Annotated in this window: 27 protein-coding genes and 2 pseudogenes; 9 read left to right on the forward strand and 20 right to left on the reverse strand. The window is 35.1% G+C overall.

Translation table 11 applies throughout. The features are described from left to right. Window positions 1-141 precede the first annotated feature (141 nt). From AN486_RS07705 to AN486_RS07740, 8 genes are all read right to left on the reverse strand, one after another. Window positions 142-1,203, reverse strand: a complete 1,062-nt coding sequence (locus AN486_RS07705; protein ID WP_053540236.1) for a hypothetical protein — start codon at window positions 1,201-1,203, stop codon at window positions 142-144. A 182-nt stretch (window positions 1,204-1,385) separates the two neighbouring features. Further along, on the reverse strand, window positions 1,386-2,885 hold the full coding sequence (locus tag AN486_RS07710) for a hypothetical protein (protein ID WP_290599992.1): 1,500 nt from the start codon (window positions 2,883-2,885) through the stop codon (window positions 1,386-1,388). Window positions 2,886-3,656: 771 nt separating this feature from the next. Then, window positions 3,657-3,950: a hypothetical protein gene (locus AN486_RS07715; RefSeq protein WP_015080860.1), complete on the reverse strand. Its 294-nt coding sequence runs from the start codon at window positions 3,948-3,950 to the stop codon at window positions 3,657-3,659. A gap of 82 nt (window positions 3,951-4,032) precedes the next feature. Next, complete coding sequence (locus AN486_RS07720; RefSeq protein WP_053540235.1) at window positions 4,033-4,440, reverse strand: hypothetical protein; 408 nt, start codon at window positions 4,438-4,440, stop codon at window positions 4,033-4,035. A 166-nt stretch (window positions 4,441-4,606) separates the two neighbouring features. After that, window positions 4,607-4,993, reverse strand: coding sequence for a DUF4326 domain-containing protein (locus AN486_RS07725; RefSeq protein WP_053540234.1), 387 nt, complete (start codon window positions 4,991-4,993; stop codon window positions 4,607-4,609). A 62-nt stretch (window positions 4,994-5,055) separates the two neighbouring features. Beyond that, window positions 5,056-5,277 (reverse strand): hypothetical protein, encoded by a 222-nt coding sequence (locus AN486_RS07730; protein WP_053540233.1) that lies wholly within the window; start codon window positions 5,275-5,277, stop codon window positions 5,056-5,058. A 173-nt stretch (window positions 5,278-5,450) separates the two neighbouring features. Then, window positions 5,451-5,822, reverse strand: coding sequence for a hypothetical protein (locus AN486_RS07735; protein WP_290599996.1), 372 nt, complete (start codon window positions 5,820-5,822; stop codon window positions 5,451-5,453). Between the two features lie 61 nt (window positions 5,823-5,883). Beyond that, window positions 5,884-6,081, reverse strand: coding sequence for a hypothetical protein (locus AN486_RS07740; RefSeq protein WP_290599998.1), 198 nt, complete (start codon window positions 6,079-6,081; stop codon window positions 5,884-5,886). A gap of 55 nt (window positions 6,082-6,136) precedes the next feature. Between AN486_RS07740 and AN486_RS07745 the strand changes: the two genes are divergently transcribed. From AN486_RS07745 to AN486_RS07755, 3 genes are read left to right on the forward strand one after another with little or no spacing between them, the layout of a single operon-like run. Further along, window positions 6,137-6,358, forward strand: coding sequence for a hypothetical protein (locus AN486_RS07745; RefSeq protein WP_290600000.1), 222 nt, complete (start codon window positions 6,137-6,139; stop codon window positions 6,356-6,358). After that, window positions 6,342-6,995, forward strand: coding sequence for an HNH endonuclease signature motif containing protein (locus tag AN486_RS07750; protein ID WP_205748391.1), 654 nt, complete (start codon window positions 6,342-6,344; stop codon window positions 6,993-6,995). The genes AN486_RS07745 and AN486_RS07750 overlap by 17 nt, the downstream gene beginning before the upstream one ends. Further along, complete coding sequence (locus AN486_RS07755; protein WP_168634976.1) at window positions 6,995-7,285, forward strand: DNA cytosine methyltransferase; 291 nt, start codon at window positions 6,995-6,997, stop codon at window positions 7,283-7,285. Before AN486_RS07750 ends, AN486_RS07755 begins: the two co-directional genes overlap by 1 nt. 47 nt (window positions 7,286-7,332) lie before the next feature. Here AN486_RS07755 and AN486_RS07760 read toward each other — a convergent pair whose 3' ends face one another. After that, window positions 7,333-7,920 carry a Crp/Fnr family transcriptional regulator gene (locus tag AN486_RS07760; protein ID WP_053540229.1) on the reverse strand — a complete coding sequence of 196 codons (588 nt, stop codon included), beginning with the start codon at window positions 7,918-7,920 and terminating at the stop codon, window positions 7,333-7,335. Between the two features lie 232 nt (window positions 7,921-8,152). Here AN486_RS07760 and AN486_RS07765 point away from each other — a divergent pair, with 232 nt between their 5' ends. Next, entirely contained in the window at window positions 8,153-8,635 is a 483-nt protein-coding gene (locus AN486_RS07765) for an Rrf2 family transcriptional regulator (protein WP_168634974.1), read from the forward strand. Window positions 8,636-8,653: 18 nt separating this feature from the next. Then, complete coding sequence (gene cysK / locus AN486_RS07770; RefSeq protein ID WP_053540227.1) at window positions 8,654-9,616, forward strand: cysteine synthase A; 963 nt, start codon at window positions 8,654-8,656, stop codon at window positions 9,614-9,616. Between the two features lie 4 nt (window positions 9,617-9,620). Here the strand turns inward: cysK and AN486_RS07775 are convergent, their stop codons facing one another. Continuing rightward, window positions 9,621-10,328, reverse strand: a complete 708-nt coding sequence (locus AN486_RS07775) for a cadmium resistance transporter (RefSeq protein ID WP_168634973.1) — start codon at window positions 10,326-10,328, stop codon at window positions 9,621-9,623. A 218-nt stretch (window positions 10,329-10,546) separates the two neighbouring features. On the opposite strand from AN486_RS07775, the gene AN486_RS07780 reads away from it, so the two are divergent. Continuing rightward, a complete protein-coding gene (locus AN486_RS07780) occupies window positions 10,547-11,194 on the forward strand; it encodes a cadmium resistance transporter (protein ID WP_053540226.1) in 648 nt (215 codons plus the stop codon). Between the two features lie 23 nt (window positions 11,195-11,217). On the opposite strand, the gene AN486_RS07785 is transcribed toward AN486_RS07780, so the two are convergent. Further along, window positions 11,218-12,015 (reverse strand): sulfite exporter TauE/SafE family protein, encoded by a 798-nt coding sequence (locus tag AN486_RS07785; protein ID WP_053540225.1) that lies wholly within the window; start codon window positions 12,013-12,015, stop codon window positions 11,218-11,220. Between the two features lie 467 nt (window positions 12,016-12,482). On the opposite strand from AN486_RS07785, the pseudogene AN486_RS07790 reads away from it, so the two are divergent. Beyond that, a pseudogene (locus tag AN486_RS07790) lies at window positions 12,483-13,091 on the forward strand (cadmium resistance transporter); the annotation flags it as partial. Window positions 13,092-13,217: 126 nt separating this feature from the next. Here AN486_RS07790 and AN486_RS07795 read toward each other — a convergent pair. Further along, window positions 13,218-13,337 (reverse strand): annotated as a pseudogene (locus tag AN486_RS07795) (IS4 family transposase); the annotation flags it as partial. Between the two features lie 45 nt (window positions 13,338-13,382). Here AN486_RS07795 and AN486_RS07800 point away from each other — a divergent pair. Continuing rightward, entirely contained in the window at window positions 13,383-14,225 is an 843-nt protein-coding gene (locus AN486_RS07800; RefSeq protein WP_290600007.1) for a sulfite exporter TauE/SafE family protein, read from the forward strand. A gap of 2 nt (window positions 14,226-14,227) precedes the next feature. Beyond that, on the forward strand, window positions 14,228-14,767 hold the full coding sequence (locus AN486_RS07805) for a DUF1634 domain-containing protein (protein WP_053540222.1): 540 nt from the start codon (window positions 14,228-14,230) through the stop codon (window positions 14,765-14,767). Window positions 14,768-15,204: 437 nt separating this feature from the next. On the opposite strand, the gene AN486_RS07810 is transcribed toward AN486_RS07805, so the two are convergent. The 8 genes from AN486_RS07810 to AN486_RS07845 all read right to left on the reverse strand — a co-directional run bounded on the left by AN486_RS07810 (window position 15,205) and on the right by AN486_RS07845 (window position 23,516). Continuing rightward, window positions 15,205-15,450, reverse strand: a complete 246-nt coding sequence (locus AN486_RS07810) for a hypothetical protein (protein WP_053540221.1) — start codon at window positions 15,448-15,450, stop codon at window positions 15,205-15,207. 8 nt (window positions 15,451-15,458) lie between these two features. Beyond that, on the reverse strand, window positions 15,459-16,025 hold the full coding sequence (ssuE, locus tag AN486_RS07815) for an NADPH-dependent FMN reductase (RefSeq protein WP_290600009.1): 567 nt from the start codon (window positions 16,023-16,025) through the stop codon (window positions 15,459-15,461). A gap of 34 nt (window positions 16,026-16,059) precedes the next feature. Continuing rightward, a complete protein-coding gene (gene ssuD / locus AN486_RS07820; protein ID WP_290600011.1) occupies window positions 16,060-17,229 on the reverse strand; it encodes an FMNH2-dependent alkanesulfonate monooxygenase in 1,170 nt (389 codons plus the stop codon). A gap of 164 nt (window positions 17,230-17,393) precedes the next feature. Further along, a complete protein-coding gene (gene ssuC, locus AN486_RS07825) occupies window positions 17,394-18,239 on the reverse strand; it encodes an aliphatic sulfonate ABC transporter permease SsuC (RefSeq protein ID WP_290600013.1) in 846 nt (281 codons plus the stop codon). A 76-nt stretch (window positions 18,240-18,315) separates the two neighbouring features. Then, on the reverse strand, window positions 18,316-19,353 hold the full coding sequence (locus AN486_RS07830; protein WP_290600015.1) for a sulfonate ABC transporter substrate-binding protein: 1,038 nt from the start codon (window positions 19,351-19,353) through the stop codon (window positions 18,316-18,318). Between the two features lie 60 nt (window positions 19,354-19,413). Next, window positions 19,414-20,277 (reverse strand): TauD/TfdA family dioxygenase, encoded by an 864-nt coding sequence (locus tag AN486_RS07835; protein WP_290600017.1) that lies wholly within the window; start codon window positions 20,275-20,277, stop codon window positions 19,414-19,416. A gap of 110 nt (window positions 20,278-20,387) precedes the next feature. Next, a complete protein-coding gene (locus AN486_RS07840; protein WP_290600019.1) occupies window positions 20,388-21,503 on the reverse strand; it encodes an aliphatic sulfonate ABC transporter substrate-binding protein in 1,116 nt (371 codons plus the stop codon). 594 nt (window positions 21,504-22,097) lie between these two features. Continuing rightward, complete coding sequence (locus AN486_RS07845) at window positions 22,098-23,516, reverse strand: iron uptake porin (protein ID WP_290600022.1); 1,419 nt, start codon at window positions 23,514-23,516, stop codon at window positions 22,098-22,100. Between the last annotated feature and the right edge of the window lie 376 nt (window positions 23,517-23,892).

Raw genomic sequence — 23,892 nt, forward strand, 5'->3', positions numbered from 1 at the left:
GTTAATTTTTAGACGGATAGAATATGTAAATCAGCAACAGTAGGATATGTTAGCGTAACGCATAAATATTACAAATTAATCATAATTAAAAGTAAAAAGGTGCGTTAAGTAACACACCTTACAGTATCGTCAATGGTGCTTTTATTTAAATTTTAAAAATTTATCATATTGTTCGCTGTTAATAGCATTAGGCAAATAAAGACACTCATCAATAAATTCATTAACAGCATTAATATAACTACGTAATTCACTAACTCTGTCTAATAAATGTTGTCCTTCTCCTTGAATTTTTAACACCTCTATGTTTTTGTCGAATTTTTGAAGATTTTCAAGGTTTAATAAGTGTACTTCTTGGCGCATCTTATGCTCTCTTAGGTTGTTCAATTTTGATTTTAATTGTTTTAATTTTGGTGTAAGAATACTTTTGTTGATGTCAACTAATTTATCATAATCAGAGAAAATGGTAATATATTGAGGGCAGGGTTCATTTCTAATACGTTTTTTAAAATCCATAAAATCTTCGATTAAGGTATCAAGACTCATTACTAATTTTTCACTATTGCTTGGCTTTCTAAAAACACTAACTTGGCTAGAAAACTTCTTTAATACTTCTAGTTTTTCTGTCTTAGAAGATACACTTAATTCAGCTTCAAACATAATCTTATTGACTGCCGCATTGATTTCTCCATAAGTATTAACTTGATCTCGTTTTTTAACGTCAAAAATTTGTATTAATGCCGTATATTCTGCACCTGTTTTAAACCCAATAATAAATTCATCTCCAAATTTTTTTCTAAACTCTCCAGAATCAGAGGAGCTATTTAAAATATTATTAGCTTCAACTGACAATCTGGGGTTTATTAATCTGTATGCAGTATTGAATAACTGATATTTCAATAAAATATAAAGATTTTCTTCTTCTACCTGATTTACACTAAAATGCTCTCCCCTCATGCTAGCGGCTATTGACAATGGACCGAAACTTCCTTTTCCAGAAACGGAACCAGAAATATTAAACTGTTCTGCAAGCATTTTTTGATCTTTTATATATTTAAAATCAAACATATCTTGCGCTTGCATCTTCTGCGATTGTTCTTCATTCTTACTTGTATCTATTGCAGAATTTGGGCAGAGTTTTTCTTGCAAAGAATCAAAACCCATACCCAACATTTCTCCTAAGTTTAAAAATTCTCTTTCTTGCATAATAAATAAATTGCTTGTTAGATTTACATTGATGATGTATTTAGTTTATTAAACCACGAAATAAACATTATTCATTGTTAGAGGTTGTTTGAAAAGTGGTTAGTTGAGTATCAAAAATTTTAAACCCTCCTAAATCTCCTTTTTAAGGGGATCTAGGGAAATTTTGATACAACATTAGAAGTTTAAAACATCCTCTTAGAAAAGTGATCAACAATTTTGGCAAAAGTTTTGGCAAAAAAGCCTTTTTGTTTTGGAATACTTACTATAGTGTAAAATTTGTCTGGGTAAGGAACACTGTGTATTTCATAATCAGTCGTTTTATTCATTTCATTGACATGCCAATTATGGAACTTTACATACTCTATTATTTTATAATCATTTTCGTTTGTCATTTCAATCCATTTTAAAATAATCATTCTTTCTATTAGTGTTTGATAACCACGCTTGAAAGAATCATTTTCCGAAGAATATAAGGCAATTTGTTTTCTGTCAATAAGGCGATATCCTTCAATCTTTGTTTCATCCATACTATCAAGAAGCAAATAGATAAAGTCTTGTTTTGTCCCTTCAATTTGTAATGTATTTATGTTTCTTGTCGGCGAAAATGGATAAAAAATCTTGCTAATTCCAATAAAAATAACAGAAATTAATTTCTGAATAGCGCCTGATAATGAGCTAATTATATTGGTTATAATATGTGAGAAAAAAGAAATCTGCCTTGGTAAAAAACTATGCGCCTCATTCCTAATATTTCTAGAAATCATAACAAGAAGATCTTTAAACTTATTGCCATTATTTTCATCAGAATCCATTCCAAACAAAATTGCTATACCATCGACAAGAAAAGCAATTAAAAAGGCCGTAATTGCAAATTTGTCGCCACTTAATAGCTTTTCCAAGGGAAATAAGATATAACCTTCTGAGCTTTGCTGTTGTCGTTTTACACCTTCACTAATTACATCGTGAAAATCAGAAATTATTGACTTATTGTCTTTACGAATTGCTAATGCTTGCAGACTTTTAAAATCACGTTTTTCCTTCTCACTATAGTTTTTATTTTTATCATAGGTTTTGATATTTTCTTGATATTCTTTAATTTTTTTAGTATATTCTTCCAAGCGTTTTACTCTTAATAATGGCTTTAAATTTTTATTTGCTGCATTTAATTTTTCTTTAACATTCTGGCATTCTGGGATATTAATGCCTGTAATACAAGTTCTATTCCATGTCGTATCTTCTTTATCAAATTCCTGTTGTCTAGATGGATAGTCTTTTGATTCTTCAGTATATTTAGATGAATTAAAAATTTCTGTTGTGATCCGATCACTCTGTTCTATGGCAATAGTTGTTGCATTCAAGTCTTTGCCGCTAAGTCCTTTATAAAGAGAAAAGAAACTAGTATAAATACTACAAAAAGTAAGAATTATAATTAGCATCCATAAAATAGTTGGTGATTTTATGCCTCCTTTTTTACCAAATACAAGTAGCCAAAATATCATTAACTGAATACCCATACCCAAAAGTAAATATGTAGGAATATTTACTATAGGAATAACAGGAAGATCTTCGGCGATAATCTTAGCACCCTCTACTGTTGTGACAAGACTAAAACCCTGAAGAAAAAGCAATATAACAGATTTTCCTAATTCACCAAACTTTGATGAAAACGCGTCACTATCCATAACGATAACCCTGTTAGAATTGTCAGCGATTCATATATAGCTACAGTTATTTCGCTGAGTTACAAATGAGCATAACACAGCCTTCGTAGGTTTAACAACCCCCAGGAAAACGGATTTATACGGGAATTTTGTCACAAGAACTCAATAAAAAACGGAAAATATCAGAAAAAATGGGATAAAAGTCGGCTATAATGCCTCAAATACTTATCTTGTATAGTTTCAATGGATGTAAACGATGTGTTACAATTTGTGGATCGATTAATGGTTGAAGACGGCTCAATTACATATCTGCTAAAGGTTTACTGAGGCCAATCTCTATTCCTGTGAGTCGTGATTTTTGGGCGATCGCTGGTTGATTTTTTGCGGAATTGCGATATAAATGTTATGCTTAACGTAATATATAACACTTGCCTATGCCTCAAAAATATAAAGACCTATTCAAAAACTTAAATCCGTAGTTTTCTCTGTTTCCTGTTTTGCTATTTCAGAATCAAAAAACAAATCTTGATTTTCTCTAACTAAAAAAAAGAGCCGGGATTTCTCCCAGCCCAAAACCTGAAAAGAGGCGATTTCTTACCAATTTCTCTACAATGTTGTAAAATTTCTTGTTGTTGAGATTCGGAAAGATATTGTTGTAGATGTAGCATAAAGATGTCCTAAAAAAATAAACTAAATTCTCTTAGCGGTAGCTGCAATATCGTAAAGAATTTAGTAATTCATTAAAAAAAAGCCTTAATTCCTATAGGAATCAGAGCTATTAAAAATCAGAATCTATATTGTTGCTAAAATCTGACCAATTTTGTCATAGATTTCATTGTCAGAAATGCTTCTAAATTCTCTGTTTTTAACGTAATAATTACCATCAAAAATCATACATTTATCGTGATAATACAAAAATATGTATTTATCGGGATAACATGATACTAATTGTTCTAAATGTGGTTTGATCACTTCATTGAAATATTTAGTATTTTCTGCTAATTTTCTGAATGCTGCTTGAACAGGTGTTTCACCAGGTTTTCTATCAATCGGCTGTTGTTTAAATTTTCTTACGAACTTGACCATTATTTTTCTCCAGTTGTAATTAACAAAAAAGCTTCTAACCTCATATAGAGATTAGAAGCTATCAAATCAATCAATCAAATATTTAGTATGGAGGATACCCATATTCATCATCTCCATCTTCACTTTCTTTAAAGCCATTCGTTTGACTAGTCTCATAACCAAACTCTCTAGCTTTCTTAGCTGCTACTCGTTCTTGAATTAGTTTCTTCTCAGAATAATGTTCTGATCTGACACTTAATAATTCATCAACGGTAAAACCTAACTCTTGGATAAATTCAATCAATTCATCTAAAGATTTATCGTGAATTGGATCTATTTTCCATTCATCACCAAATTCTGTATTATAACCTTCTAAGCCACGTTTATAATTAGGATTATCAAGCTTATGCTGTTCCCAACTCATAACTCGAATAGCATCCAATAAAGTTAAACGTTGCTTTTCAATAACTTGAACTTCTTGTTGAGATTTTGTGACAAATTTAATAGCCATGATGAAACTCCTAAAAGAAAATAAAATGAAAGAAAAAAGAAAAGGAATCAATTGACTCCCAAAATCTCTTCGCGGTAGCGTCCATATTCAATAAAATGCTGAAATAAATATTCAATAAAATTCCTAGTAGCACTCACAATAATTTGCAAATGCTACCAAAATAAAATCACTTATAATACTCGCTATACGCCTGTTTAAACCAATCTTGCTGAATTATCCAATTCACACACCTAATAATTCCATCACCATGACATTGTAAAGGACTACACCAACAAGTAAAGATTATATTTACACCCTCAAGAACTTTAAAAATTATGTCTCTGAGAGCGATTGTTGTTTCATCAAGTATTCCCTCATTCATCCAAAGTTTAACTTTGTCGTACAAATATTTATCGAACATTTTACAACTTTCAAATCTTTCTTTCTCGCTGCTAAGTTTAAATGGATTATGTAAAGGACTTTCTTGTAAACCATAAAACTTATTAGCTCTACCAATATAAATTTTATCTTGACCAATAAAACCATCGCGTTTACCATTGATTACTTTAATCATAATTCATTTTATTTTATTAATTCAATCACTGCCAGAATTAACTAGCAGTAGTGTTACATTATCTATTCATCTTTATCATTTAGATGATTAGAAATTACTCTCACAAGACTGTCGATATTTGATTGATTAAGCATTTTATTCTTAACTATCAAATCAAATACATAAATTAACTGCATGGGGTTTAATTGTTTGAGCTTTTTAACAACATCACTCCAAACACCATTAATGATTTTATTTGACAATTCTTCAGCAAAATACCAAGCTTCTGATGCTTCAATATACATTTGATTCACCTCTTGTCTAAACTAAATTATTCAGAATTTCGTTGTTTGGTAAAAAATTACAAACTCATTGTTTCTCACTTCTAAACAAATCACAAACTAAAAGCGGTAGCAAAGAAAAATCATGTTTTTAGTTGGTGTTACTAAAAAATCAATAACACCAACTTGTTTTGTTATTACATCTGCACTAATTCAAAAACTGACTCAGCTATTAAACCTCTAACTTTTATCTCCAATGGAAAGCTAGAATGTTTAACACGCTTGGCTTCTCTGGGAGTTCCGTCGTCACCTTCAAAATACCCATTATTCAATGCAACCCATTCAGCAAAGTGTTGATATTCTGAATAAGATTTTAACCCGATATAGGTGATAAAGCTCTTGAATCCAGAATTAGAATCAGGCGATTCCTGCCAGTGAAAGCGATTACTGAAAGTTCCTACAATTGTAATGCGATCGCTCAACTTAACTACTGTATAATTCGTATAATTCCCATGAGGTGAAACACTTTTTATTTCACCTTCAATTCCTGCAAAAATGATTCTGTTCATGATAAAATATTCCTAGTTGTTACTTTCGGGAATAGTATAAATTCAACTATTTACTTGCAATTTATTTGGCTCGCTTTTTAGCGGTATATACAAAACTTTCTAATTCTAGCTGGATAGAAATTGCAGACTGTTCAAGAGAATCACTAGGATATTTTGCGGATAAGTTTCTGATTTTCTCCAAGATTTCTGCGACATCATTTTCAAGCATCTTCAACATATTACTGTCCATTGGTGGTTCAACTGCTTTAACTAATTTCATGGCTTTAAACAACAACAGCAAACTCTAAAGGCGGTAGCACAGAAATAATTTTGTTATGATTACCTGTATTGATTACTTCGCTGGAATTGGTGCGTGGGAATTGGCTGCTGAAATTGTTCAACAAATTTATGGTTATCAGATTTTTACAACTTACCAATTTGTAGAAATTCTTCCTTCTGCTCAACAAGTATTGCGTTCACACTATCCACTGATTCCTATTCACTCTGATATTAAAACTTACACACCACCGCAAAATATAGATGTCTATTTCATATGATTTGGTGCTACCGCCCTTGGGTTTTGAAGATTTTAGTTTTTTAAATATGGCAAGAAAACCAGGAAAGCCCAGAGAACTTTATGATCCTTGCAAAAATCCTCAACATTTTAATGCAAAACCAGACGTTGCAGCAGATTATTGGGAGTTGTATCAACAAGGGCTTAGTTTACAAGAAGTAGCTGAAAAATGCAATTCAACAAGAACTTCTGTTCATAATCTTCTAAAATCTCATGGGTATAAACTTAGAACTCAAAAAAGACTTCCATCTGTTATGTTTAATGGTGAAAAATACACACTAAAAACTCATGGTTATTATATTAAAACAACTCAACCGAGATCACTTTTACATAGAGATATTTGGGAGTACCACAACGATAAAATTCCTTGCGGTTTTGACGTTCATCATATTAACCATGATAAATTAGATAATAGGATAGAAAATCTTCAAATAATGACTTGCGAGGAACACACAAAACATCATCATCAACCTAAACCTGTTAGAAGGCTCGATACCGGAGAAGTTTATGAATCCGTGAAAATCGCATCTCAGAAAATTGGGATTTCAGGCGCGACTATTCGCCAATCAATCAATAAAGGCTGTAATGCTGACAATAGTAAATGGGAGTACGTTGATTAATGCAAACTTTTAAAGCAATTAGTTTATTTTCTGGAATTGGGGCATTTGAACTTGCTGCTAAATGGGTTTTTGGTGAACAATATCAAACCCTTCAATTTGTAGAAATAAATCCTATTGCTCAAAAAGTGTTGCAATCCCATTTCTTGAATGTTCCTATATGGAATGACATTTTAACTTATCATCCTCCAACACCTAAGAAACTCGGTTTTCCTTTAATTGTTGTTGGGGGATTTCCTTGTACAAATACATCAAATGCTTTGATGAGAGTAAAATTTTTAGCAAGTCTATGAATGGGCGATTACCTCCTTCGCAGAGTTATTTTTTGGTATTTTCCAAATTAAATTTCGTAATACCAAATATCCTCTTGTCTCACGATAATTCGATGCAGGGGAAGTCTATCAATCAATCCCTCCTGTTCCAATTGTCCCAGCAGACGAGTGATAGTTACACGAGTAGAACTGATCAGTGCTGCTAAATCTTCATGAGTTAGACGCATATCAATTAAACGCCCTTGTTCTACTTCTGAGCCAAATTTTTTGGATAACCATCCTAATAGTTGAATCAGCATAGTCTCTACTTTTTTATGGCTGCGAATCACCATTAATTCTTCCGCTTGTTGAATGTGATACAGCAAAGTTTCTGTGAGTTGATGCCAATCATCCACAGGTAAAACAGTGGCTTCTACTGTGGTTAAACATTCCATCCGATAGAGTTTTATTTTCGAGAGAACTTCACCAACCACATCTCCCGGACCCCATAATCCCAAAGCTACTGTTGTACCGTCTTCTAGATAAGTGTATGTCATCACAAAACCGCTTTCTATTTGCCACACAGCATTTTTTTTAACGGGCAATAGCGATCGCCTGGTGAAAATCTTTGGAGTATTGTTAGTAGATGATTGAATTAAACCTGTGTATAATGACATCAGCGTATATATTACTAATTTCCGATGTAGTAACCGTAGTATACATTATTCTTGATTTAAAAAATATTGTATTAAGATATTTTCCCGAAAATATTCAGCAATTTTGAGAATCTTGCATACAATCACCTTAAATCCGATAGAGTTATGGTATTTTATTTATTGTAAGTGTGGTACTATCACATCTAACACCCAAAAGTAAAATAATTGCGGTTAATAGCCGATAAATCTATCAATGTACAGTAGTATTTTGAATACAGATTTGAATAGTCAAAACTACGCTCTTCTGGATCTTTCTGCAAAAGTGGAATACGCACTCCTAGCACTGTTAGAACTAGCCAGCCATCACGATAAAAAAGTTCCTTTGACTATGAGTGAGATTGCCGCCAAGCAACCCATACCAGAACGCTATCTGGAACAGATTCTCACTCAAGTGCGGCGTGCGGGTTTAGTCCACAGTCAACGTGGCTCAAAAGGCGGTTTCTTGTTAATGCGTGAGCCTTGGCAAATTACTTTGCTAGAAATTGTCACCTTGGTAGAAGGTGAACGGAAAGACAAAGAAAGCTCTGAGACTCCGACGATAGAAAAAACTTTGGTTCTGGAAATCTGGGAAAAAGCTAATGCGGCTGCAATTGAGGTTTTGCGTAGCTATACACTCCAAGATTTGTGTCAAGAAAGAGAGACTCGCGCCCAAAATAATCCCATGTATTACATTTAGTTATCAAGAGGTATAGCAATGCGAATAGCCAAAAATATCACCGAGTTAGTGGGCAAAACACCCTTAGTACAGTTAAACAAAATTCCTCAAAGTTTAGGAGCATTGGCGCAGATTGTTGTCAAACTAGAAAGTATGAATCCTGCGGCTTCTGTGAAAGACAGAATTGGCGTGAGCATGATTCAAGCAGCAGAGGAACAAGGCTTAATTATTCCTGGTAAAACAACTTTAGTTGAGCCAACTTCTGGGAATACAGGCATTGCTTTAGCTATGGTTGCAGCCGCTAAAGGCTACCGTTTGATTTTGACGATGCCAGATACTATGAGTCAGGAAAGAAGACTCATGCTAAGAGCTTATGGGGCGCAATTAGAGTTAACACCGGGGGTAGAGGGAATGCGGGGAGCGATCGCTAAAGCGACAGAAATAGTTGCTATCACCCCCAATGCTTATATGTTGCAACAATTCAGCAATCCTGCTAACCCCCAAATTCACGCTCGCACCACCGCTGAAGAAATTTGGCATGATACAGATGGAGAAGTTGACATCCTTGTGTCAGGAGTAGGAACTGGGGGAACAATTACGGGTGTTTCCGAAGTAATTAAACAACGCAAACCCAGCTTTCAAGCAGTTGCAGTTGAACCAGTTAATAGTCCAGTATTAGCAGGCGGAAAACCAGGTCCACACAAAATTCAAGGTATTGGCCCCGGATTTATTCCCGCTGTTTATCGTTCAGAACTGATAGATGAAGTCATTCAAGTCTCAGATGATCAAGCGATTATCTACAGTCGGCGGTTAGCGAAAGAAGAAGGACTGTTATCAGGAATTTCTGCTGGTGCGGCTTTATATGCGGCATTGCAACTAGCTAAACGCCCAGAAAATGCCAATAAATTGATAGTTATGGTGCAGCCTAGCTTTGGTGAACGCTATTTGAGTACCGTATTATTTCAAGATACCAATGAGAATGAATGGTTAACTAAACTTTGAAAATTTAATCATTGGTGATAGAAACAATTATTTCCTCTTCTCCTTTATCTTGGTTAATATCATTTCTCTTCACCAAAAACAATAAACAAATACAACTACCAAGGAGTTTTAACGGACTTAACGCTTTACTTTTCCATATAATGACTACTCCTAAACCCATCAGCACAAATGGCACAAGATAATTACCATACTTGGTCAAAAAATCAGCTATTTTATGCTGATGGGTTAACTGATATGCTGCATAACACCAAATGCCTAACAGGAGAAAAAATAAACTGATAATTATTAAAAACCCCTCTAATTGAATGCTAGAAAATAACGGTATATAAATGCTAATATTATCACTACCATTAGCCACCGTTATCGCTGCCACAGTGTAAATTTGTGGATTTAAAAAAGATGATGTTATCTCCTCTGTCATATCAGCTAATTGTTCAGTTTCTTTATTCACTAAACTACTGATACCAATAGCAATAGGAATTAAGCCTAGTAAACCAATCCATGATTGAGGCAGAATCAGTCCACCAAATAATCCAGGTAAACTGAAGATGACGAGAATAGTAAAACCTAAATATTGACCAACAACAATTTGCCAAGGGCGAAAATTTTTATTTACTTGCGAAAAAAATACCAACAGAATCAAAATATCATCAATATTAGTTGCTATGAAAGCAACTACCCCGGTAATAATTGCTGTCAATAAATTATTCATTTTAGATAATTTCAATAGTGATTACTTAAATCATGTAGGTTGGGTTGACGGAAGGAAACCCAACATTTCCGATATCTCTAATATTCCTGGTATTTTGTTGGATTGCGCTGTCGCTTAACCCAACCTACATTTTTTTAATTGAACCTGAAACTTATGAGATTAAATTTAGTGATCCAAATATTGCTATCTTAATAAATAGTATATTTTTGAATTTTACCATGAACAAGTTTGCTACTGCTTTTACAGAAGGCATAATTGCCTTTGCTGCCACTAATATTGACGATATCATGATTCTGCTCTTATTTTTTTCGCAAATAGATCGAAATTTTCGGCGTAGACATATTTTTATCGGTCAATATCTTGGCTTTACAGCTATTATTATCCTCAGCTTACCAGGTTTTTTTGGTGGCTTAGTCATCCAGCGAGAATGGATTGGATTATTAGGAATATTACCAATTGCAATTGGGATTAAGCAATTAGTAAATCGTGAAGCAGAAAGTACAGAAGTGCAGACGGTGAATATTGAACAGAATAGCCCTCAATCTTCTTTTTTATCAAGTATTTTACATCCAAATACTTATAAAGTTGCAGCTGTGACAGTTGCTAATGGGGGTGATAATATTAGTATTTACATACCCCTATTTGCAGGTCAAGATATTGTTGGGTTAGGAATAATTTTAGCGGTATTTTTTGGTATGGTAGGGGTTTGGTGTGCTATCGCTTATTTATTAAACCGTCAAGCTAACATTAGTTGTATTTTAAGTCGCTATGGACAGGCTATTGTCCCTTTTGTATTAATTGGTTTGGGGCTATTTATTATGTATGAACGAGGGACATTTAACCTATTATTTGGACAGGTAAATTAAAAAGCTGATGGAGGTATAGATAATCATGCCTGTGAAACTAATTTCCAACTTACCATCATTAAAATGCTATAGATAATAAATCTTAGTGGACGTTGAGGGGTAATCTCACAAAGTTTAGCACCAATAAGAACTCCGGGAACAGAACCTATCCAAATAGGGATTACTAAACTCCAATCAACAGTTCCTAAAGTTAGATGTCCCAGGGATGTAAATATTAGTAAAATGGCGGCTTGAGTAATATCTGTACCCACCAATTTTCGGGCATCTAATCGGAAAAAAGCTATGATAGCTAAGGCAAACATAGAGCCTGATGAAACACTTGTCATTCCCACAGAAAAGCCTAAAATTGCGCCAATGAGTAAAGTTAGAAAACGTCCTTGATTGGTTTTTAAATTTAATTTTGGCAATTCGGGTAAGTTGATTTTGGGAAAAAATGTCATCAACAACATTTGGATTAATGCTGTAAATGTAACTATCAAAATCATGACTCCTAGTAACCGCAGTAAGAGGCTATCTAGATTATGTTCTCCACTTTGTCTGAGTTGATGTAAAACTCTTACTCCCAACAGCGAACCAGAAACGCTACCCATTGACAGCCATTTAACTATTTCTAGATCAAGGGTTTTTTGTTGCCAGTGTTTTACTCCACCGACTACTTTCATTAATGTGGCTGCAACCACATCAGAACTAATAGCAACAGAAGGTGGTACTTGAAACACAAAAATCAACATAGGAGTGATCAAAGATGCACCACCTATTCCTGTTAAACCCACAATGATGCCAATAAAAAAGCTGAAAGCTGGTAGTAATAAATAGTCCATACTGGTATGAGTGTAAGGTTGTTGAGAAATGAAGAAGATAAGCTTGAATAGACTCAATTTTATGAATACAAAAAATCGCTGTCTAAGTTTGTTCAGAATGACTTTTTATAAATCTTGTAAATAGACTTTTATTACTCCTGAAGGGTAATTTTTTAGCCTAAGTGTTGAAAGATACCCTAGTTTTGGCAATTTTTCATAAAACTACAGCATCTCTATCAACTTACTGTATTATAAACTCATAAATAATAAAATGTCTAGTACCAGTATCTATAAAGTTCTTTTAGTGAAGATCTTCTGATTTTTACCACTCCGCAGCCAATTATTTCTCTTGTCTGGGGCTTAATCATTTGATTCCATAGGTAGAGGTAAAGCAAAAGCTCATTGGTGTTAAGCTGTTACGCAAAATCTTCATCCCGCAAGGAACTCAAGTTCCTTGCTAATAGCGAAAGTCATCTTTTAGTGCCACAAATATTGATGATTTAGTCATCCTGACTTTGTTTTTCTCTCAGGTGGATGCTAAGTTTCGCCGCTGGCATATTATTATTGGTCAATATCTAGGTTTTACAGCCTTAATTTTAACTAGTTTGCCTGGTTTTTTTGGCGGATTAATTTTACCCCGTCCCTGGATTGGTTTATTTGGCTTAGTTCCAATTATCATTGGTATCAAGAGTTTAATGAATCAAGAAACAGATGAATTAGAGGATGCAGAGACAGAAACAAAAGTTTCTCAGGAATCGCCAATAGCGAGATTTTTTAATTTGCAAACTTATAGTGTTGCGGCTGTTACATTTGCCAATGGAACGGATAATATTAGTATTTATGTGCCGATATTCGCCAGCAGTAATTGGCAAAGTCTACTAGTAATTTTGGGTGTTTTCTTTTCATTAGTGGGGATGTTGTGTTATGTAGCACATAAGTTAACTCGCAATCAAGCGTTGGCTACGCCCGCCGAAGGCATCGCTGATATCTTTACTAAATATGGAAATCGTTTTATGCCCTTTATCTTAATCGGATTAGGTACTTTTATCTTCCTCGATAGTCATAGTTTTAGTCTCCTCAATCTTCTGTATAGATAAACGAAGTTCTCTGTTTACATCCTGCTGACAAAAATTATCTAGGCATCATAAATATAGATTAAACAAAAGGGGAATTCAAATTGAGCATATTAGCATTTTCTTTACTGGTTTGGTTGGGATCATTTAATCCATGACATACTGTAACCACACTGATACAAATGAAAATGTGTCCAGAACTGGATAATCTTTTTTGGGCAATGGTTTCAATATTGTTTTGACCACTTCTGGGAAATTCTTTAAGCGCATAATTTGATAATTCTTTATCTAGATTTTTTTAGATTGTATCAAATTATGGTACTTTTTTTTAATCTTTTCCTAACATTCAACACTTCTGGATCATTTAGTGCCGGCTTAGTCGGAGCATTAACTGGGTTAGGTGGTGGAGTCGTCATAGTTCCGTTATTAACTTCCGTCTTTGGTGTTGATATTCGCTATGCGGTTGGGGCATCATTAGTATCAGTGATTGCGACATCATTAGGTTCAGCTTCTACATATATTAAAAAAGGCTACGCTAATCTGCGCTTGGGGATGTTTCTGGAGGTAGCCACCACCATTGGCGCTCTGATTGGGGCTTTAATTACCACTCATGTAACCGTAAAAATACTTTCCTTGATTTTGGCAATTGTGCTAATTTATTCAGCATATCTGTCTCAACGCCCCAGACCAGAACAAACAGAAATTGCTCCACCAGACCCCTTAGCAGAATATCTCCAACTTAATGGGACTTACCCCACTCCTGATGGTGTAATTCCTTATCAAGTTCATGCCTTACCTGCTGGGTTCAGTATTATGTTAGTAGCAGGAGTGCTTTCTGGTTTATTAGGAATTGGTTCGGGGGCATTCAAGGTATTGGCCATGGACCAAGCCATGCGTCTCCCTTTTAAAGTTTCTACGACCACCAGCAATTTTATGATTGGTGTCACAGCCGCAGCCTCAGCAGGTGTTTATTTAACCCAGGGATACATAGATCCAGGTTTATCTATGCCGGTGATGTTGGGAGTGTTACCAGGTGCTTTTTTAGGAGCGAGAATTTTAATTGGTGCTAAAACTCAAATTCTCAGAATTATCTTCAGCTTTGTATTGGTAGTAATGGCGTTAAAAATGGTCTATAACAGTCTAATAGGAGGGCTGTAATTATGTATAAGTTAAATTCTGGTTTTCGCTGGACTTGCACAACACAGATAGAAAGAAAAGTTGGAGCTTTCACTTTTGAATTAGAGGAGCAAGATTGTGATATTCAACAGCTAGAAGAACAGCATCTCAATCATTATGATGAAAATGTTAATCATCAAAAATTCACAAAATCAGCCAATGAAAAACAATTAGAATTTTTACTTAGTAACCTCCTTAAATATGGAGTTTTAATCGCTAGTTCTATAGTATTATTCGGAGGTATATTGTATTTAATTCATCATGGTTATGAGCCTGCTGAATATCAAATATTTCGAGGTACACCATCTGAATTTCATTCCCCAACAGGTGTAGTAAATGCTGTTTTGGCAGGTAGCCGCCGGGGAATTATTCAATTAGGATTGTTGATACTCATTGCTATTCCTATTTTGCGCGTGATCATTTCTTTCTGCACTTTTCTTTTACAGCGAAATTTTGTCTATGTAATTATTACGTCATTAGTGCTTGCTAGTTTAACTTATAGCCTGGTTGGCGCATATTACTAATATTTTTCACAAATAGACGGTGTAGAAAATATTGAATTTGATCAAAAAAAACAGTATTGGTTTTGGAGAAACAAATGGACAAAAAAAGGCTAGGTATTACCCTAGCCAAAAATCCACATCAACCGCAAACTATTATTGCTATTTTCAACCAACTAGTTACTGCTAATTAAACAATTACCATCGGTTTAAAACCATTTTATAATCCCACGAACTCAGGTATTTATCAATTTTGAGTCCAGGTTATTTCCCCTGGAGAGAATGTAAATAATTTAGTTGTGGGAACTGCTCGCTTGCAATTCTACGACAATTTTGATGATGAAATATGCAAACGATGGTAATTTTTTTGGGTTTATTAGTTGGGGTAAGATCCCCGACTTCTTATTTGATGATGTCAATTAAATTATTAACCAATGATAGAAGTCGGGGATCTCCTTTTTTTAGCAAATTAATATTTTTTTCTTGGACATTTTTAACTGTTTCCAGAGAATACGTATTTGTTTATAAGCCTCTTCTGAGGAAAGTTTACCACCAGTTTGTAGACCAGAAATATAGTTCACTCGTTGTGAAAAATCTTGAAGTTGGGCATTAAATTCTAAATGTTCTGACTTCAAATCTCCATAATAAGGACTACGAGGATAAAGAAAATCAGAGAGTTCCGATAGCAAATCAGAGTATTGATTCATAAATACCTTTAGTTACTATATGCTAATTCCTTGATATCAGGTTGGGATTTATTAACAGCTTGGATAAATTCGGTTAAAACTTCTTTGAGACGTTGATCAATTTCTTCATCCAATTGCAAACTACCATCAGCTTGAATTTGAATTTGCTTATCTACTGCGTAAACTGTACTTAAAATATGCCTTGCACCTAATTCACCTAAAACTGGTTTCAAAGCATATTCTATTGATAATAAATGAGCGATTGTACCACCAGTAGCTAACGGTAATAAAACCTTACCATTCAAAGCTTTTTGAGGTAATAAATCTAAAAAAGATTTGAGTAACCCTGTATAAGCAGCTTTATAAATTGGGGTGGCAATAATTACACCACTTGCTTGTTCTAATAATGCTTTTGGTTTTTCTAAAGCTGGACTGTTATAACGTCCATAAACTAAATCCTCAGCAGGTAAATCTCGCACAGAAATAATATTTGTTTCTAAGCCTTGTTCAGAAAGAATTTGAGTTGCATATTCCAAAATTCCGTAGGTTCTAGAAGGATGAGAAGGACTACCCGCGATCGCTAAAATATAAGCCATTTGACAAAAACCTCTTGATTTAATTAATTTTTAACTAATCTACAGTTGCTACTGTTGTTTCTCTAAGTTGTTCTTTAAGCTGTTGGGGAAATTCTCGGTTAGCAACAATTTCACCAAAAGGACTTAATAATTGTGGTTCTACTGTTGGTAAATTATCCAAAGGTAAACGAGGGAAAAGCAATTCTGCTACTCGATAAGCTTCCTCTAAATGGGGATAACCAGAAAAGATAAAAGTATCAATTCCTACGTCTGCATATTCCTGCATTCTTCTAGCAACAGTATCAGGATCACCTACTAATGCAGTTCCCGCACCACCCCGAACTAAACCAATTCCTGCCCATAAATTAGGGCTAATTTCTAATGCTTCTCGACTGCCATTATGTAATTCCTTCATGCGTTTTTGTCCTTCAGAATCCATGCGAGAATAAGCTTGTTGGGTTTTAGCGATCGCATCTTCATCTACATAACGAATCAAATCATTAGCAGCATCCCAAGCTTGACTTTCAGTTTCTCTGACAATGACATGAAGACGAATCCCAAAGCTTAATGTTCTCCCTTGTGCTTGAGCTAAACGTCTCATGGAGGCAATTTTTTCTGCTACTTGTTGAGGTGGTTCACCCCAAGTTAAATAAACATCAACGTGCTTGGCAGCAATTACTTGAGCAATGGGAGAAGAACCACCAAACCACAAAGGGGGATGAGGTTTTTGAACATTAGGAAATAGGATTTTCCCTTCTTTAATATTGAGATAGTCACCTTCAAAATTAGAAATTTCACCGCCAGCAATTTCTCGCCAAACTGTTAAAAATTCATCAGTTAATTGATAGCGATCATCATGACTAAGATGCAAACCATCACCAGCTAATTCAACAGGATCACCACCAGTCACGACATTAATTAATAGTCGTCCACCAGAAATTCTATCAAAAGTTGCTGCCATTCTTGCCGCTACTCCTGGTGACATCAACCCCGGACGGATTGCTACTAAAAACCGCATTTTTTTAGTGTATGTTACCAAAGTTGAAGCCAAAATCCAGGCATCTTCACAAGAACGACCAGTGGGTAATAAAGCCCCTGTAAACCCTAATTGATCAACCGCTTGGGCAATTTGTCGCCAATAATCAAAATTCACTGAACGACCACCTATAGCAGTTCCTAGATAGCGTCCATCACCATGTGTGGGAATAAACCAAAGAACTTGCATGATATTTAAGTGTAAAACTTTGTAATCAAAAACTCAATCAATAACTACGCTAACTCTATCGGTAAACCGTACTATTTGGGTAATGACTAAGAGTATTACATAAATGGACTAAGAAAACAATACTTTTACCAAAATCAACTTTAATCCTATCGGGTATTAGTAGATTAACCCTTCAAATAACTGGGATTCCATTGCAACCAGTAGTTTTCCAAAGCTTTAGCAATTATATCAGCCAGTTTACCGAACAAGGCATAGATTACAATACTTAAAACTACAACATCAGTTTGCATGAATTCTCTAGCATTTGTTGCCATATAGCCAATGCCGGAGTCAGCAGCAATTGTTTCTGCGACAATCAGTGTTAACCACATAATCCCTAAAGAAAACCGCACACCAACTAAAATTGAAGACATTGCCCCTGGGAGAATAATTCGCCAGAATAAACCCCAAGTATTTAAACCGTAAATCTTACCCATTTCAATCAATCCGTGATCAACACTACGAATCCCATGAAAAGTGTTTAAATAAATAGGAAACATTACACCCAAAGATACTAGGAATAATCTCGCCTCATCACCAATTCCAAACCATAAAATCACCAATGGAATTAATGCTAAGTTAGGAATATTCCGCAGCATTTGCATAGATGTATCTAGTAACTTTTCTGCAATAGGAGAAATACCATTAAGTAAACCTAAACTAAATCCAATACTTCCTCCAAGTAAAAATCCAGATACTGCTCTTAGAGAGCTAATACCAATATTTTTGGGAAGTTCACCGCTTTGAGTTAATTTAATAGCAGCAGTAATAACTGCTAAAGGTGCGGGTAATATTCTGCTGGGAATAACACCAATAGAAGACAAAAACTGCCACACTACAATTATTGTAATTGGCACAAGCCAAGGTATAAATGATTGAAAATAACGATTTTTGATAAACTTAAACTGGAACTTATTTTTTTTAGTTCCATACTTTGAGTAAAAATCAGTAGCAGGAGAAGAAACTTTCATAATAATTTATTAAGTGATGAGGAAAATAATTATGGCGACGTTGAGCCGCCGTGCTAAGAATCAGAATAACTACAGGTTATTTCTTACTAATTCTTTGGGGTGTAATAGTTGCATATTGTTGAAAACTGAGAACTGAATCTTTAATGGCGATTTGTTTAGGAATAACTCCTTCTTTATAAAACAAATCGGCAATGCGTTGTTGTTCAGCAACAAGAGATGAGTTGATTGGACGTAAACGGAATGTACGTCTACGAACTACCACAGCTAAAAGTGCAGGATCAAGTTTTAGTTCAGGTGCAAGAATTTTTACAACTTCATCAGGATTAGATTCTGCCCATTCTCCTAATTTATCTACCTCCTCTAAAACTATCCGCACAACTTCTGGATTTTCCACAGCAAAACTCCGTCTAGCCATATAAAATCCGCCTTGAGTGGCAATTCTGGAAGCATTTCTTAAAACACGAGCATTAGCATTTTTTTGGACGAATGCAACAAATGGGTCCCAAGCAACCCAAGCATCAATTTTCTTTTGAATAAAAGCATCACGGGCTTCTGCTGGAGTTAAACTAACTGCTTGGATATCGCTATATTTCAAACCAGCTTCAGCTAATGCTCTCAGGAGTAAATAATGTGATGCTGATCCTTTTTGAAAAACAACTTTCTTACCTTTAAGATCCTTAACTGTCTTAATAGGAGAATCTTTTTGAACAACAATAGCACTACCTTCTCCACTACTAGGTTTACGTCCAGCAATATAAGCTAATTGAGCGCCAGCAGCTTGAACAAAAATCGGTGGAGTTTCTCCCACAGAACCAATATCAACTTTGTTTGCATTCATGGCTTCCATTAGTTGTGGTCCAGCAGGAAACGGAGACCATTCTACCTTGATACCTAAAGGCTCAAGACGCTTATCTACCACTCCTTTGATTTTCACAATATCACCAGAAGTTTGATAAGCAAGTCGGACTACTTTTGTTTTAATTCCTGCTTTATTAGTTGTATTTTGGGCTTCGACTATATTACTAGCAATTGGAACAGAAAGAAAAACCAAAGCTAATGCTGAATATTGAATAAATTTCTGTAAAACTGTGCGTCGTGGTAAGTTAAAGTTCATAATTTTATCTCCTCACTAAATTTCAATTCAAATTGTTTTATTACTGTTTGACTACAAAAACTAAAATGGGCGACTACCCGCTAAACTAATCCGTTTTAAAACTCGACGTTGATGAGGATCAAAAGCTTGGCGATAATGTAATGTAGATTGATTATCCCAGTAGACAATATCGCCTACAGACCATTGATGTTGATAATAAAATTTAGGTTGATGCAGATGATTTCTCAACAGTTCAATTAATTCCTTACCTTCTTGGGGTTGTAAACCAACAACTTCAACTTCTGTGGTGTAATCTAAATACAAAATCTTCTTACCACTCTCTGGATGTGTTCTCACCAATGGGTGGGAAAAGACAGGACTAATCAGAGGAATATTCTTATCCTCACGATATTTTCGGCGAGGTTCTCCTGGCTTATTTAAAAATGGATTATAAGTAATCAACCGCAAATCGGCAATTCGTTGTTTGCTTGATTCATCCAAAGTTTCATAAGCCAAATTGAGATTTAACCAAGAAGTATCTCCACCTTCTGATGGTACTTCTAAGGCATAAAGTAGAGAACCACTAGAAGGATAGGGTGTCCATTTATGATCAGAATGAAATGCTAATTCACCTGTACCTGTGTAACCACCATCAACATTAGAAACGGGAATTATAACTGGTGTTACTCCTGGTTGAGAAGCGAGAACTGGAACATCCTCTGGTGGGACAAATAATGAACCAAAATTAAAACTAAAGTTCAAAAACTGCTCATCATTAAGATGTTGATTTTTGAAGATGAGAATATGATAATCTCTAAGTGCTTGTTTTAATTGTAAAATTGCCTCAGGTGCAACAGATTTACTAGCATCAAAGCCAGTTATAACTGCTCCTAATGGTGCATCTAGAGGAGTAATTTGGAAATTAGTTAAAGTAAGTGTCGGCATAGTTAAAAGTAAAATTCATTCAAATTCTATAGTTTTGTCAAGAATCAATTTAAGTTTTATTCCTCTTTACTTTCTTTTCAAAAATTAAAAAGGAATAAAACCATAAAATGCTACTTTTTAGCAAGCACTTCCTTGGGAGTAATTGCAGCATATTGTTGAGGAGTTAAAAACCCATCTCTAACATTTACTTTCTTAGGTATAAGCCCCAAGCTATACCATTTATCTGCAACATCTTGTTGTTTTTTGATGACTTTTTCGTTGATTGGTACTAATGCAAAATCATATTTGTCGTGCATTTTTTCTAAAGTTGCTGCATCAAGTTGAGTTGCACTAGTTAGTAACTGAGCAATTTCTTTAGGATTCTTTTTAGACCAAACCTGTGCTTTTTGTAATTCTTCCAGAAAGATTTTAATTACTTGAGGATTTTCTTGATAGAATTTACGATTGGTAGAATAAAAGTTATTAGTATCTCTTAAACCATTACCACCATCTAATAAAACGCGACCCACTTTATTTTGTACATTTCTGGTGACAAATGGCTCCCAAATAAACCAAGCATCTACTTTACCTTGGCTAAAGGCGGCGTTAGCATCTGGAGGTGCTAAAAAAACTGAAGTTACGTCAGCAAGTTTTAAACCTTCTTTTTCCGCTGCTCTAACTGTAAGGTAATGTCCAATAGATGCTTTTTGGAAAGCAACTTTTTTGCCTTTCAAATCCTTGAACCTTTTAACAGGTGAATTGGGAGGAACTAGCAGTGAAACTGCTCTACCATCAGAGGAGTTAGCTGCTAAATATACGAGAGGAACTCCGGCTGCTTGAGAGAAAACTGGAGGTGATTCGGCTGTAGACGCAATATCGAGTCCATTTGCATTTAAAGCTTCTAACTGTTGTGGTCCAGCAGCAAATTCAGGCCATTCAACTTTATAGCCTAAAGCTCCTAATCGTTTTTCTAAAGTGCCTTTTTTCTCTAAAACTGCTAAGGCTGTAAGTTGTTTAGAACGAACAATTCGGACTACTTTTTTGTCATTACTGGCAATTAGTTTACTATTTGTGTTAGTTGTACTGCCAGTATATGAAATTGCTTGCTGTTGAGCGCTATTTTGAGGTGTATTCCAAGTGAATAACGCAGCAGATAGGACTAAACTAGAGCTAAAAGCGGATAAAGCAGAACGACGAGTGATCCGTTTGTTTTTCCATGATTTCAATTTAGTTTCCCAATTCAGCATGATTGAATTCCCCTTTTTTGTGAACATTTTCTAGTTTTGTTAAACATTTAAGAAAGTGAGGTAGAAAAAATAATCTACCTCAACACGGCATGAGGAAACCTAAAAATAACTGACAGTAATGCTTGGTAAGCAATGTAGAGAATATCAGTTATAAGTCAAATACCAAGATTGTTTAAACCCTAAGATTAGAAAAGAGAAGTTGAGAAAAGTTGGCTTTCTCTATTTTCACCAATATCACCTACTAACTCTAAATAATCTCAGAAGCATCTGTAAAATTTCTGGGTATGAACTCCGGTGTTGATCTAAATCTAAGGATAACCTAGACAACAGCACGGGCTGACTACTTGAACGCCTATCTGTACAAATTTGGCTTTTTGCAGACTTTCTATGGCGATAGTCATAATTTTTGCTCCAAACAGTTTCTAGTAATGACATTTAGGCAGATACAGAACTCAATAGGTTCTTCGGTTATTTTTATGGAAACCCTGGTTCAAAATCATTGAAAGCCCTATTGTGTAGGCATTTCATTGAAAATATGGAAATAATTGTTTATAACCCTTGTCCCGTAAGGGTTTTGTTATCATCAATCCTCAATCACCATAAAAGAGACGCAAGAGCCAGATTTCCTACTGTGCCTTTATCAACAATGCCCCTAGCTGCGTTGGCTGGGTTAGTTGAAATAGTGCTGTTTGCTAGGTTACTTCCAGCCGCAGGACCAAAGTTTGTTCCCCCTTGACCTAAAACACCCGCTGGACTATAGGTGTTAGCATAACTTAAACCTAGCCGGAAATTCTTTTTGGGGCTAAAGTATGTTACCTGTCCAAAGGCTACATATCTACCTGTAAATAAGCCATTATTAGGTGCGGGATTATCACCATTAGGCGCACTGTATGATGCACCTAATTGCCACTGTTTACTTAGGTCGTGAAGTATGGCAATTCCAGGGCCTGTATCTCCATAGTTATAGACCATATTTCGCCGGGAAAATCGAGAAATCCCGTTAGAAGCTGACCCTTCAAATGGGTTTGTTGGACCACTTAAACCAATCTCGTTTGCTCCATCAGATTGGGCAAAAATGTTAAATTGGGTCTTTTTACCAACTGGAAACCGATAACGGATACCACCAACAGAAATCTGATTTGCGCCAAAACTAGGACTGGCATTATCGGCAGTTCTACTGTCAAAAGTTCCAAAAATTCCGCCAGTGGGATTATTTGTGCTAAGTCCTGTTCCAGTTCCTTTAGGATTGGGTACTCCACCTAATGAGTTAATATTTCCACCGGAAAGTGTTAATCGTAGTTGATCTTTACCAGTAAAACTACTACTTAATATTAAGCGAACCCGCTCTGAAAATGTAATGGTGCGGGGTGCGGGTTGTTTGGTAACGACGTTATTCCCGGCTAAAACTCCACCAGCTACAAACTGCACTTCACCTTGTAGCTTAGTTGTTGTTGAAAATTGATTACCTTCTAATTCTGTGGTTCGTGCTTCTATTGTCTGTAATCTTCCGCGTAATACAGTAAGTTCGGTATTAAATTCTTCAGTTAGTCGTTGTATGCTTTCCAAATCTGTTTTTAGAGCCAAATCAGATGTAGATGCAGCAATAAGTTTGTTGACTTGATCTAAACAAGCATTTAACCCTGCGGCAAATTCATAGCGAGTCAAGGCTCGATTACCACGATATTTAGTATCAGAACCTACTAAGCAGTTATAACGTTCTATAAGAGATTTTAAGGCCTCATAAGCCCAGTCAGAGGGTTGGACATCTGAAAGCTGGGATACAGATGTAACTTGTGATTCATCTGATAAAGAGGAAGGTTCTTTTTGGGCAATTATTTGAGTAATTTTGTTAAAGTCAGGAGTATTGATGTTGACTGGTGATAAAGTCTCTTTGTTTGTTGTTTCATTTTCTCCTCTTATTTCACTAGCAGAAGTTTTTGTACTAGCTGCTAAGACTAATAGGAATACAGACATTGGGAAAGTTAGCAATAAATTACAAGCAGTTTTTTTCATTTTGATAACCTCACACACACAAAATTTAAGGCAGTCCGAAATCATCAATAATTTCGGATTTACCATAAGAAAGATAAAGGAACTTCTCAGATAGAAATTTTCGGTAATAGGTCTATCGAGACTGGTTTTGTATTCGTAATGACACAAAAGCCTATAGTAGTAACTAAATTACCCTATATTTAGATAATCCGGTAATTTGGTCAAGTTACTGTAGTTAGTCTTTAATATATACCATTATTTCACAAAAAATCTAGAATTTGAGTATTGGTGGATACATTTTTTATAATTTTAAATTAATTGCTACAAAGGGTTGTATATCTAAAATTTGTATGATAGTATGCTTTTTCAGGTGTTAACTCCGTTAAATCAGTAGATT

This window comes from Anabaena sp. AL93 (assembly GCF_001672085.1).
In the GTDB taxonomy this organism is placed as follows: Bacteria; Cyanobacteriota; Cyanobacteriia; order Cyanobacteriales; family Nostocaceae; genus Dolichospermum; species Dolichospermum heterosporum.